This is a genomic window from Enteractinococcus helveticum (assembly GCF_020742345.1).
Classification (GTDB): Bacteria; Actinomycetota; Actinomycetes; order Actinomycetales; family Micrococcaceae; genus Yaniella; species Yaniella helvetica_A.
Genome location: NZ_DYXC01000010.1, coordinates 1 through 12,847 on the forward strand (window position 1 = coordinate 1; position 12,847 = coordinate 12,847).

Genomic DNA, 12,847 nt, shown 5'->3' on the forward strand with positions numbered 1-12,847 from the left:
TCAGTGGTCTATCCGTGGTCTACGAGTCGCTTTACGCCTTATCTTATTTGGGCAAGACTCAGATACGTTGTCTCGCTCAGCTCATGTACGTTCTTGGCTCCGGTACCGAGCTGAGCAATATCACTACACGGCACGAGGTCACACCTTACAAACGCGACTGTGGCACTAGGCAATTATTGCGACCCATTTGTATGGACTCGGCAGCGAGCCACTCGTGTCCACAGTCATGGGAATTCTGGGCGTGGTCACCGCTGCAAGCGATCATCGTTATCGCTGTGCACCTCGAAAGACGTCCTGGCCCGACCGAGACTGAAACAGAACAAAACAGGAATCGATGTAGGAGCTCCAAGGAGTGTGAAAGTCACCAGCTAATAATGCTTTATCGCTGCGCCGATCGCCGTTTTTGATGTATTCCAGGGCAGCTATCGGTGTCTGACCATATATCGCTATTTCGAATTCAAGGGGAATGTATGACCACGTCCATCGCGTATCATACCCTCAATCCAGTAACCGGTGAGCTGCTCAAGGAGTACCCATACCTTCCAGACGAAGACGTCGAGACCGTCATCAACACATCGCAAGAAGCCTTCGCAATGTGGAGTGCCCTGAGTATTGTTGAGCGCGTTGAGAAGGTCAGACGCCTGGCAGAGTTATTCGAACAGAACATAAACGAGCTGGCACCGATCCTCACCAAAGAGATGGGCAAGCCCCTTGCTGAGGCCCACGAAGAAACGCAATTCACCGCCGATATCTTCCGCTACTACGCGACTCACGGTGAAAAACTGATTGCAGATCAGATAGTCAACGAAGATGCGGAGAAATACTCGTATGTCCAGCGTCGTCCAGTTGGACCGCTATTGGGGATTATGCCGTGGAATTACCCGTATTATCAGATCGCTAGATTTGCTGCACCAAACCTGGTGTTGGGCAACACAATCATCCTGAAACATGCGGAGTCCTGTCCGGAATCCGCGCTGACTATGCAGCACATGATGGACGAAGCCGGCATCCCGAATGGTGTCTACCAAAACGTCTTTGCCACCCACGAGCAAGTTTCGGCATTTATTGCTCATCCCGCGATACAAGGGGTTTCACTGACTGGATCCGAGCGCGCCGGTGCAGTCATTGCAGAACAAGCCGGAAAGCACCTCAAAAAGGTTGTGCTGGAATTGGGCGGTTCCGATCCGTATGTCATCTTGTCCACTGATGACGTAAAAACCGCCGCACAGCAGGCGTTCGAGGTTCGGATGGAAAACACAGGTCAGGCCTGTAACTCGAATAAACGAATCATCGTCAGAGACGATATTTATGATGATTTTGTCACAGAAATGTCAGCGCTGGCAGCATCATTAAAACCGGGCGACCCTGCTAAAGACGCAGAGAACACATACGCGCCGCTGTCATCTGAAAAAGCGGTTGAAACGCTGCTGGGTCAGATTGAGCGGGCAGTACAAGCGGGTGCGACCATCCACGTTGGCGGGCAGCGCGAAGACCGCCCTGGCTTCTTCGTACAGCCGACCGTGATAACCGACATTCCGCAGGGCTCTGATGTGTACTACGAGGAGTTTTTCGGTCCGGTGATTGCTGTCTATAAAGTCGATTCCGATGCGGAAGCTCTGCAGCTGGCTAACGATACTCAATACGGTCTAGGGGCTGCGGTGTTTGCTACGGATCAGGATCGTGCCGCCGCGTTTGCTGAGAAGCTCCACGCAGGCATGGTCGGCACCAATATTTCTCCGGAGGAATCGGCAGAGACTCCGTTTGGCGGTGTGAAACGCTCTGGTTATGGTCGTGAGCTCGGCCCAGTAGGCATGGATGAGTTCGTCAATAAACGCCTGATGACGGTCAAAAAATAACGAAGTTTCCTTCCAGTAATATAAACGGCCGCTGGCGCGCTCTAGTTCCGGGGATGCACCAGCGGCCGAACTTTTTTGTTCATGTCCGGGCTGGCGTTTCGTCGGAGGGCGTTATGTAGATTTTTCGCAGTGGTTCTTCGACCTTCCAGACGGTATGCATCCCAGCGACCAGGCGCACCACACTGCCAACGGTTAGCCTCTGAGTTTGTTCTGTAAAACCATTCTCAGCTAACACTTGTACCGTACCGCGACCAGAAAGCACGACGAAGTACTCGTCTTCTTCAACGTCGGTCATATTGCCGCTGCTCATTTCCCAGATGCCCACGCTGCACCCTTTCAACTCACCGATCTCGAGGTGCCCGGTGGTTACGATTGGTTTTTCAGTAACGCGTTGGGTTGGTTCGATCGTTTCGTGTGAAAGTTCAATCTGCTGTGCATTAATATGGCGCAAAGTATGATTTGAAGTCATCATTAGGAGTCGAATCCGATTCCGATTTTATCCATCGTCCGCAAGAACAGTGAGCGTTGGCCTTGGTTGCGATCGGCACGAATCATTTGGTTGCTCATGACCTGCACTCCCATCCAGGTTGCCGGTTCCGGTGGGAACGGGATAGGTTTCTTGCGCACGAGTTGCAGTTGCGTCAGTTCTGTTTCCTCACCGGACAAGAGGTCTAGCATAACCTTTGCGCCAAAGCGGGTAGCCCCGACACCCAAACCGGTGTAACCAGCCGAGTATGCGACCCGACCGCGGTGAGAAAGATCAAAAAACGAGAAGAACCGTGAACATGAATCAATAGCGCCACCCCAGGCGTGGGTAAACTTGATACCTTCCAATTGAGGGAAAGTACCATAGAAGTGCGCAACTAATTTCTCGAAAGTTTCGTCGCGATAATCATATTCGGAGCGCACTTTGCCACCGAAGTGGTAGATAGCATCGTAGCCTCCCCACAGAATCCTGAATCCACCATGCTCATCAATCGTAGGCCGAGAATAGTGGAAGCGATTATTCAGATCTGCAAGCCCAATCATTTTGTCCCACCCGATGGCTTCGCGTTGCAAGTCGGTGAGGGGCTCTGTCATCAACGCATAATCGTAGAGCGGAAGAGTATAGAAGTTGTGGCGTTTGAGCAGCGACGGGAAGGCATTGGTTGCTAGGGCAACGCGTTTCGCGGTGATCTGTCCTTCTGGCGTAGTGACCCGAAGCGTGGGTCCTGTATCGATGAGTCTTTCGGCTTTCGTATTTTCATAGATCTCAACGCCGAGTTCACGGCATACCCGGGCCAATTCCCAAGCAAGTTTGGCAGGATGAACCAACATTGTGCCGTCCTCATCGCGTTCTGCCGCAAGAAATTCAGGCGAGTTGATAAGAGCCCTGGTTTCGCTTGCGTTGAGGAAATGCTCGGCTTCGCGTAACCATTCAACCTGGTGTGGTTCGGTCGCCACGTTGATGCTCCCGTCGGTTTCCAGCTCGATATCCATGTTGTATCGTTGCGCAGTTTCTCGAATCTCCGCCAGATTCTGCATCCCAAGTTTCGTGAGTTTCGCGTTCTCATCTGGCAGATGGTTCTGGCCATTTGCTGCACCATGAACCAGAGAGTATTCGCAGAATCCTCCGTTTCGACCTGAGGCGGCCCAACCAATGCGTTGGGCTTCGATGAGAACGACTTGCCGGTTGGGATCTCGTTCCTTGGCCTGTAAGGCTGTCCACAAACCGGTGTAACCCCCACCGACAACAAGCAGGTCGGTTTCGAGGCTACCCGCGAGCGCTTCGGTAGCAGCGGGACGATCAGGTGTATCCAGCCAATACGGGGCGTATTTGGTGTTCGCCAAGGCCTGGGCGATTAGTGTTTTGGGGATGTTTCGTTCGTGATGGTCAAAAGTCAGATCGTGTTGTGTTGTCACTTGAGTTATTCCGTTCGTTGTCCGGTGAAAGGTCGCTTCGCCGCTAACCTTGTCATGAGATTTGGGCGTACTGAGACAATCTCGTGCCTGCTATCGAATTCAGGGTCAATACCCTGTATCACCTCTGAAATCATCATGGTCACACCCTGGAACAAAAAAGCGCTGAGACATGATGCTATTTCTTTCCCGTGATGATACCTGCGGCTTTGGCAATCCACGAGGTCCTAGGCTTGCCTTGCAGCTCCTGCTTATCAGCAATCTCATAGGCTCGGTAGAGCCCACGCGTGGCCAGCCACCGTAGGGGTTCAGGCTCCCATTTACGCGCCCGATGATTCACCCAGGGTAACGTCACGAGTTCAGTCTGGTTGCCCAAGATGAGATCTCGAATCGTGCGCCCAGCAAGGTTGGTCGCCGTGACGCCAGTGCCGACGTATCCCCCGCCCCAGGCGATGCCTGTCTGAGGGTCAAAGCCGACGCTGGCTGCCCAGTCCCGCGGCACAGCCAGCACCCCTGACCAGATGTGATCGATCCGTGTCCCGGAGGCCATCGGAAAGAAGCGAAACAATAGTTCGCTGAGCTTGCCGACGGTGGCCTTCTGGGTCAGGCCATTATTGTCGGTACCCGAACCGAAGCGGTAGGGCACACCCCGTCCACCGAAGGCGATGCGGTCGTCACTGGTACGTTGGGCATACATATACACGTGTGCGAAGTCGCCGAGCAATTCTCCGTTATTCCAATGGATCTCATCCCAGATGTGCGCAGCCAACGGTTCAGTAACAATGAGCGAGGAGTTCATCGGCAACCACAATCGTTTGAGTCCTTTGAGATTGGCGGTAAACCCTTCAGTAGCACGCACTATGAAGTCGGCCCGTACGGTTCCGTGCGTCGTCTTGAGCACGCGAGGAAGGATTTTTTCAACGATTGTGCCTTCATAGATCGTAACGCCGAGTCTTTCCACGGCTGTGGCCAGCCCTGAGACAAGTTTGGCAGGGTGTACCCGGGCGGCATGTGGATGCCACAACGCGGCTCGGGTATTGGCCACATTGATTTTAGCTATTGCGTCGTCACGTTCCAACAGGTGTACATCAGTACACCGCCAGCGTTGTTCAGCCACGGCGAAAGCACGGAGCCTAGATTCCTGGGCTGGGGTGTAGGCGACGTTAAATTCGCCTCCTTTCTGGATATCTGCTTCTATTCCCTCAGCCGCGGAGACTCGAATAACTTCATCAACAGTCTCGTTCATGATCTGCTGGAATCGTTCTGCTGCTTGGAAACCATGCGACTTTATGTATTGTTCGCGCCCACCAGTGATGGAATTGGTGAGCCAACCACCATTGCGGCCCGAGGCGCCATACCCGAAGTGTTCTTGTTCCACAATGATGATATGCAGATCTGGGCGAGCTTGTTTCAGATAGTAGGCACTCCATAACCCGGTATATCCTGCGCCAACAATAGCGACGTCGCAGGTGATATCATCTGGGAGCCCCGGGCGCCGTTGTGGAATGCCAACCTGTTGCCACCAGTGGGAGACCATGCCATTAATCATCAATTGTCTCCTCCACTTGTGGGATGTTAATTGGCAACATTTCTGACCACATCTGCAGCGGATGCGCCGGATTTGCGTAGCACGTAGCCAACCAGGCCCAAGGCCACCAGCGTCAGGATCAACATGACCGTCGACATCGCCGCAACTTCTGGTCGCAACGCAACCCTGACGGATGAGAAGATGTAGACGGGCCACGGAGTGTAGCCAGGTTGTTGGACGAAACTCGACAAAATCGTATTGTCGAGACTGAGGGTAAAGCTCATCAGCCCGCCTGCCAGTATTCCTGGCATCGCGATTGGCAGTGTAATATCACGGAACTGCTCCCAGCGCGTTGCCCCGAGATCAGCGGCGGCTTCTTCAAGCTGTTCGTCAATGCCCGACATTCGAGCGCGTACGATAAAGGTCACCACGGCCAAACTGAACATCGCGTGAGCCACCACGAGTCTGACAAGGCCATTATTAAACATGGTGATTTGAGCATCAACTCCCAGGGTGACAAACCAAGGCAGGTACGCAATGCCATCAACCACTTCTGGAGTCATCAGCGAGATAGCTAACAGGCCGATGAGCCCGACAGTGATAAGTGTGGATCGTTTTGCCCGCGCCAATGCAATACCGCCGAGCGTGCCCAGCATTGTTGCAAGCAGTGCGGATAAGAACGCTGCCTGCAAACTCGTAATCACAGAGGAGACAATGACGTCATTATTGATAGCACCGATATAGGCGTCGAAACCAAACTCGCGGAACTGAGCAAGGACCCGGCCGTTATTGAATGAGTACGCGACGATCACAGCGATCGGTGCGAACAGGAAGATGAAAACCAGCACTCCCCAGACCGTGAGCCCGAGGTCAGATAACCGTTTTCGAGGTGATTTTTGCTCAACCATTATGCCAACTCCACATTCACACGGGTTGCTCGTTGATAAACTTTTCGTCCAGCCCAGAAAATCAGGCCGGCAATTGCCACGACGATGGCTGTAACCAGCATCAGCGTCACGGCCATCGCGGATCCTAGCGCCCAGTCTTGGGCGGTGTTGAATTGGTTTGCGATGACCTGTCCGATCATTGTGCCTTCGGCACCGCCAAGTACCACGGAGGTCACGTAATCCCCGTTGAGTGGGACGAAGACCAGCAGACATCCGCTAATGACACCAGGCATGGCAAGGGGCATGGTGATTCGAAAGAAAGTGCTCCATTTTCCGGCGCCAAGGTCGTAACTGGCATCGCGGAGGTCTTTGCCTGCAGCATCCATTGCCACAAACAGGGGCAAGATCATCAACGGGAGATAGTTGTAGATGACACCAATCTGGACTGCCAGCGCCGTGTAGAGGATGTCCAGCGGTCCCTCAAGTAATCCGATAGTTTGCAGGAAGTTCGACAGATACCCCTGGGGTGACAGAGTGATCTGCCATCCCAATGTGCGGACCAGGAAGTTCGTCCAGTATGGCACCAAAACTAACGCGAGCAAGACGTTGCGGCGTCTAGGCGATACCTTGACGGCCAGCCAGTATGCAAACGGTACAGAAATGAGCAGGCACGCCAGTGTTCCAGTAATCGAGATTTCAAGGGTCGAGATAAACGTCGAGTAAATCGTGCCTGACATTGCTGCTTGGTATTGTTCGAGACTCAGGACATCAGTGGCAACCGGGGTGAATAGGTCGGGCTTGTATCCGAAGCTGTAATATAGAATAAACGCCACGGGAATGACGAAGAAGAACACCACATAGGCCCAGACGGGAAAAAGCAGTGCGCCGGGTCCGATGACTTTTGCGAGAGATTTTCTCATGACCCGCTCCTTACTTGCGCTGCAGTGTAGATGTCCACTCGGGTTTGTTCGCCGCCCAGTCGTAACGACGGAGTGAGGCGATCGACGATCTCGGGGGTTGGGAAAATCAGCTCTGGATATTCATAGCTCTCTTCGACACTGGGATCGTTAAAGACCTTGGACCCGGTGGAATACCCGATGTAGTCGGTCTCAAGTACAGCCTGTTCTGGCGCAATGATGTAGTCGATGAATCTATGTGCGGCGTCGGGATGCGGCGCACCGGTGGCCAGGCACCACGTATCGGTCCACCGGTTGGCTGTCGGGGTCGGGAATACGAACTTCCAGCGATCCGGATCATCGACTTCCAGAAAGCCTTGGCGTGCATCACCGTTGAACGCTTGCAGGAGTTTGAACCCGCCCTGGATCATTGACGTGCTGACCGTACTGGAGTACGCACGGATGTGCGGGGCGATCTGCTCTACCACGATCTCGCGGGCTTCTTCTAACTCATCGTCATTACTGGTATTGAGGTCATAACCTTTGGCAGCCAGTGCGATAGCAACCACTTCCCACGGATCTTCAAGCAGTAACGTGGAACCGGAAGCTTCTTTTTGGGCGACTCGGATAAAGTCTTCCCAGGTGGTCAGTTCCTCAGGGATGGCTTCAACATCGTAAACGTAGCCTGTAGTGCCCCACGCTTTGACAATGGAGTACTCGTCATTGGGGTCGTGTCGTTGGCCTTTGAATGCAGCATCAATAGTTTCGAAGTTCGGTATCAACGACATGTCCAGCTTTTGGATCAGGTTGTTCTCGATCAACTGAGGTATCTCAAGGTCCGTGGGGCAGACAATGTCGTACCCAGAAGTCCCTCGGCTGGCGCCGAGTTTGGCAATGAGTTCCTCATTAGAGCCATAAGAGTCGACCTGAAGCACGACGTCGAAACGGTCGCCGAAGGCCCCTAAGACCTCGGGATCATCGTAGTCGCCCCACGTGTATACGTTGAGTTTGTCTTCTAACGTTCCATCAGGTGCAACGTTCGCGGCCATTTCTCCTGTTCGCCCGCAGGCGGTGAGTACGCCAACGCCGGCAGCCATCATGGCACTGAGAACCGTGCGACGAGTGAGCTTGTGCGAAAAGGCGCGGTCCCCGATCACTTTGACGATGTTATCCATATGCAAAAACCCTTACTGCGCTGCTGTTCCACTCCAGCAATACCAGGTCGCCTTCGTTACCCTCCGGGGCGGTTGAAGCAGGGAGACGCACCAGCACTTCGGTACCGTCGCCGATACGCACCAAGTACTGGAAGACATCGCCTAAGAACGAGCGACTGATCACGCGACCCGTGACTTGGTTCGCAGCCGGTGTGGTGTCTTCCGTTGACGATGCGTGTACAAACTGAATGGCTTCTGGTCGGATCGCCACACGAACGTCTGAACCGACCGATACCTGCTGGTCTGTGGCGCTGACCATTATGCCGGTCGCTGTGTCGAGTTCGAGATGGCCCGGAAATGCGTTGCGTACTTTGGCATCGAAGAAGGTCTGTTGCCCAATGAACTCCGCCACGAATGCGTTTTCCGGGGTCTGATAGATTTCTTCAGCGGTACCGATCTGCTGAATATTGCCGTGGTTCATAACCACGATGCGGTCACTCATTGCCAGAGCTTCTTGCTGATCGTGGGTGACGAAGACGAAGGTAATTTTCAGTTCGTCATGTAACTGGATAAGTTCTAGCTGCATTTCTTCGCGGAGTTTACGATCGAGTGCCGACATAGGTTCATCGAGCAGCAGCACCTTTGGCCTATTCACGACGGCTCGTGCCAGCGCGATGCGCTGCTGCTGACCACCAGAGAGCATGTCTGGCTTGCGATCTGCGAACTTGGTCATTTGCACCAGTCGCAACACGTCTTGCACACGAGTTCGGATTTCGTCTTTCTTGACTCGCGAGCGTTTCAGCCCGTATGCGATATTCTCGGCCACGCTAAGGTGCGGGAACAGCGCATAAGACTGGAAAACAGTATTGACGGATCTCTTATTTGGCGGAAGAGCGACGAGGTCTACGCCATCCAGGTGAATCTCACCGGAGGTGGGTTCCTCAAAGCCAGCAATCATTCGTAGCAGGGTGGTTTTGCCGCACCCAGAGGGGCCGAGCAGGGAGACAAACTCTCCTGCTTCAACATCAAGATCCAGCGGACTGATTGCTTCATTCTCACCGTATACTTTTCGAAGTTGTCTGATTGTCAACGCACCAGAAGACATATGATTGTTCCTCTTCGTGTGAGCGAATGGTGATTTTCATACACTCGCCGCAGTGACCTAATAGGCTGCCGCGAAATATATGAACGTGATTCACATAACTTTTAGAAGACTGTATACGACAACGCCTGCATTTTCTACCCTCGACCAAAACGAGGCCGAAATACGCCCAGACCGAGGCGCCATAATGCGCAAGCACCGTTGACATGCACTCCCTTAAGCGCATAAACACCCCGCACCAAACCAAGCGCAAGCAACTTGCACACCCCGGACCCACCGGCAACTTGACGCCTCTCCAGAGAATAAGCCCTCGACCCGTAGAGGCACGACAACTCAGACTCACCGGCTATACAGTGAACACATATTTGTGTACCATGTCACTAAATGAACATAATTCATTATGAGGAAGAGTCCATGTCTACTGCATTTGAATCCCTAGATTCTCGTCCAACGCTTGACCGTGATGTCGTCGTCATTGGTGCTGGTCCGGCTGGGTTGATGGCGGCGTATACGTTGAAAAAGGCTGGAAAGTCGGTTGCCGTGGTCGAGGCTCGCGACCGTGTGGGTGGGCGCACTTGGAACGGCAAGGTGCAGGATGTTCACGGCACCGAGCACTTTATTGAAATTGGTGGCCAATGGATTTCACCGGATCAGACCCGGTTGATCAGTCTGGTCGACGAGCTGGGTTTGGAAACCTTCCCCCGCTATCGCCAAGGTGACCGCGTGTATCTTTCACCGGATGGTACCCGCCATAGGTATTCGGGTGAGTTGATGCCGGTGTCGGAGAAGACCAACGCGGAGATGGAAAAACTCATTGGCCTGCTCAACGTCAAGGTCAGTCAGATGGATGTTCAACGTCCGTGGGCGATGCCTGAGGCCGCTGAGTTGGACAGCATTTCCTTTACTGATTGGCTCAAACAGCACTCGGATGACCAGGAAGCCATTGATAATGTGTCGATCTTTATTGCCTCGGGTATGCTGACCAAACCCGCCCACACGTTCTCGGCCCTGCAGGCGATTCTCATGGCTGCTTCGGCCGGGTCGTTTTCCAACCTCGTAGATGAGGACTTTATTCTCGATAAGCGCGTGGTGGGTGGCATGCAGTCGGTGTCGCTGAAGATGGCCGAATACCTTGGCGACGACGTCATCCTGGACTCCCCGGTCCGGCAGTTAAACTGGACCACGGAAACCGACCCGGCCACCGCGGATGCCCTGAACAATGTGGCCGCCGATGTGCGCAACGGTGTGGCACATAACGGCGCCCCGGGTGAGGTCACCGTATATGCCGATCAGGTGATCGTCCACGCCGCAAACGCTGTGCTGGCGGTCCCACCGAATCTGTATCACCGCATCCAATACGTTCCACCGCTGCCCCGTGAGCAGATGGTCGCCCACCAGCACATCTCCATGGGCCTGGTCATTAAGGTCCACGCCGTTTACGACACCCCGTTCTGGCGCGACAAGGGCCTGTCGGGTACCGGGTTTGGTGGCGGTCACATGGTCCAAGAAGTCTATGACAACACGAACTACGGCCCGAATAGTGTCAATACCAATGCGGGCGAAGACCCCCACGGTGTGCTGGTTAGCTTCGTATCCGATGTCCATGCCGAAGCCATGTGGGCGCTACCTGAAGCCGAGCGCAAACACCGCATCCTGTCCGAACTCGCAGCCTACCTCGGTGAAGAAGCCATGGACCCAATTGCCTTTTACCTATCCGATATGGCAGCTGAAGAATGGACCCGCGGCGCATATGCTGCCAGCTACGATCTGGGCGGACTCAGCCGCTGGGGGCATCTACAAAACCAACCAACCGGCCCCATCCACTACGCGTGCTCAGACATCGCCGCCGAAGGCTACCAACACGTCGACGGCGCGGTACGCCAGGGCGAAAACGCAGCCAAAGCCATCTTGGAATATGCAAAAGTCACCGCCTAGTCGCCCGACAAACCGCACATCCAGACAACCCTTTCGACATCCTGGCACGTTTAATACCGTACCCACCACACCCCGAATATTGGAGCAAACCGTGACGACATCCCCCGCCTATCAGACCATCAACCCTGCGACCGGCGAAGTACTCACACAATACCCCGTCATTGCCGACACCGACGTCGAGACGATCGCTAAGAACTCCCATCAGGCCTTTGCTACCTGGCGGGCGCTGTCTTTGGCCGAGCGCGCAGCCAAAGTCGCCAAACTAGCCGACCTCTTCGAAGACAACGTAGACGAGCTGGCCGCGATCATGACCAAAGAAATGGGAAAACCGCTGGCCGAAGCCAAAGAAGAAACCCAGTTTTCCGCTGAGATCTTCCGCTACTACGCCACCCACGGCCAACACCTGGCAGCCGACACGAAAGTCAGCGAAAACAACGACACCATCTCCTACATTCAACGCCGCCCCGTAGGCCCGTTACTGGGGATCATGCCCTGGAACTACCCGTACTATCAGATCGCCCGGTTTGCGGCACCCAACCTAGTGCTAGGCAACACGATCATTCTCAAACATGCCGAATCCTGCCCCGAATCCGCCCTAGCGGTACAACGCATGATGGACGAGGCCGGCATCCCAACCGGGGTGTATCAAAACGTATTTGCCACCCACAACCACATCTCCGCCTTCATCGCCCATCCACTCATCCAAGGTGTGTCACTGACCGGATCCGAACGCGCCGGTGCGGCCATAGCCGAACAAGCCGGCAAACACCTCAAAAAAGCCGTCCTGGAACTCGGCGGCTCCGATCCCTACGTCATCCTATCCACCGATGATGTCAAAGCCGCCGCCCAACAAGCTTTTGCCGTCCGCATGGAAAACACCGGCCAAGCCTGTAACTCCAATAAGCGCATCATCGTCATGGACGACATCTACGATGAATTCGTCGCCGAAATGACCACCCTCGCGGCAGCCCTGAAACCCGGCGACCCCACCACCAACGATGACACCACCTACGCACCGTTGTCATCAGAAAAAGCCGCCACCACCTTACTGCAACAACTCGAGCAAGCCAAACAAGCCGGTGCCACGATCCACACCGGTGGCCAGCGCGAGGACCTACCCGGGTTCTACATCCAACCCACCGTGATCACCGACATCCCACAGGGTTCAGACATATACTACGAAGAATTCTTCGGCCCAGTCATCAGCATCTTCCGAGTCGAATCCGATGAACAAGCCCTCCAATTAGCCAATGACACCCAATACGGGCTCGGCTCAGCAGTCTTTGCCACCGACCAAACCCGCGCCCAAGCCTTTGCCGAACAACTCAACGCCGGCATGGTCGGAGCCAACACCTCCCCAGAAGAATCCGCAGAAGTCCCCTTCGGCGGGATCAAACGCTCCGGCTACGGCCGCGAACTCGGCCCCATAGGCATGGACGAATTCGTCAACAAACGCCTCATGACCATCAAAAAATAACCCCACCAACGAGAAGTGGCGGTCAGACGTAAATATCGTGTGACCGCCACTATGCTGTGTTTACTATTCAAGAATCGTCATCAATTGTGAACCCTCTACAATATCCCATCAGG

The 12,847-nt window shown here is 54.3% G+C and carries 10 protein-coding genes; 3 read left to right on the plus strand and 7 right to left on the minus strand.

Annotation, left to right across the window (positions count from 1 at the left end; all coding sequences use genetic code 11):
* Window positions 1–470: 470 nt before the first annotated feature.
* Window positions 471–1,856: an NAD-dependent succinate-semialdehyde dehydrogenase gene (locus tag K8V32_RS00655; RefSeq protein WP_303901320.1), complete on the plus strand. Its 1,386-nt coding sequence runs from the start codon at window positions 471–473 to the stop codon at window positions 1,854–1,856.
* Window positions 1,857–1,935: 79 nt separating this feature from the next.
* On the opposite strand, the gene K8V32_RS00660 is transcribed toward K8V32_RS00655, so the two are convergent.
* The 7 genes from K8V32_RS00660 to K8V32_RS00690 form a co-directional block, all read right to left on the minus strand.
* Window positions 1,936–2,307 carry a cupin domain-containing protein gene (locus tag K8V32_RS00660; protein ID WP_303901322.1) on the minus strand — a complete coding sequence of 124 codons (372 nt, stop codon included), beginning with the start codon at window positions 2,305–2,307 and terminating at the stop codon, window positions 1,936–1,938.
* Between the two features lie 20 nt (window positions 2,308–2,327).
* Complete coding sequence (locus K8V32_RS00665) at window positions 2,328–3,758, minus strand: NAD(P)/FAD-dependent oxidoreductase (RefSeq protein ID WP_303901324.1); 1,431 nt, start codon at window positions 3,756–3,758, stop codon at window positions 2,328–2,330.
* A gap of 175 nt (window positions 3,759–3,933) precedes the next feature.
* Window positions 3,934–5,304, minus strand: coding sequence for an NAD(P)/FAD-dependent oxidoreductase (locus K8V32_RS00670; RefSeq protein WP_303901327.1), 1,371 nt, complete (start codon window positions 5,302–5,304; stop codon window positions 3,934–3,936).
* Window positions 5,305–5,330: 26 nt separating this feature from the next.
* A complete protein-coding gene (locus K8V32_RS00675; RefSeq protein WP_303901330.1) occupies window positions 5,331–6,191 on the minus strand; it encodes an ABC transporter permease in 861 nt (286 codons plus the stop codon).
* On the minus strand, window positions 6,191–7,090 hold the full coding sequence (locus K8V32_RS00680) for an ABC transporter permease (protein ID WP_303901334.1): 900 nt from the start codon (window positions 7,088–7,090) through the stop codon (window positions 6,191–6,193). Before K8V32_RS00680 ends, K8V32_RS00675 begins: the two co-directional genes overlap by 1 nt.
* Entirely contained in the window at window positions 7,087–8,241 is a 1,155-nt protein-coding gene (locus K8V32_RS00685) for a polyamine ABC transporter substrate-binding protein (RefSeq protein ID WP_303901338.1), read from the minus strand. Before K8V32_RS00685 ends, K8V32_RS00680 begins: the two co-directional genes overlap by 4 nt.
* Window positions 8,234–9,325 carry an ABC transporter ATP-binding protein gene (locus K8V32_RS00690; protein WP_303901341.1) on the minus strand — a complete coding sequence of 364 codons (1,092 nt, stop codon included), beginning with the start codon at window positions 9,323–9,325 and terminating at the stop codon, window positions 8,234–8,236. Before K8V32_RS00690 ends, K8V32_RS00685 begins: the two co-directional genes overlap by 8 nt.
* A 411-nt stretch (window positions 9,326–9,736) precedes the next feature.
* Here K8V32_RS00690 and K8V32_RS00695 point away from each other — a divergent pair, with 411 nt between their 5' ends.
* Together K8V32_RS00695 and K8V32_RS00700 are read left to right on the plus strand one after the other, a co-directional pair.
* Window positions 9,737–11,257, plus strand: coding sequence for a flavin monoamine oxidase family protein (locus tag K8V32_RS00695; RefSeq protein WP_303901344.1), 1,521 nt, complete (start codon window positions 9,737–9,739; stop codon window positions 11,255–11,257).
* Between the two features lie 91 nt (window positions 11,258–11,348).
* Window positions 11,349–12,734 carry an NAD-dependent succinate-semialdehyde dehydrogenase gene (locus K8V32_RS00700; RefSeq protein WP_303901347.1) on the plus strand — a complete coding sequence of 462 codons (1,386 nt, stop codon included), beginning with the start codon at window positions 11,349–11,351 and terminating at the stop codon, window positions 12,732–12,734.
* Window positions 12,735–12,847: the final 113 nt, after the last annotated feature.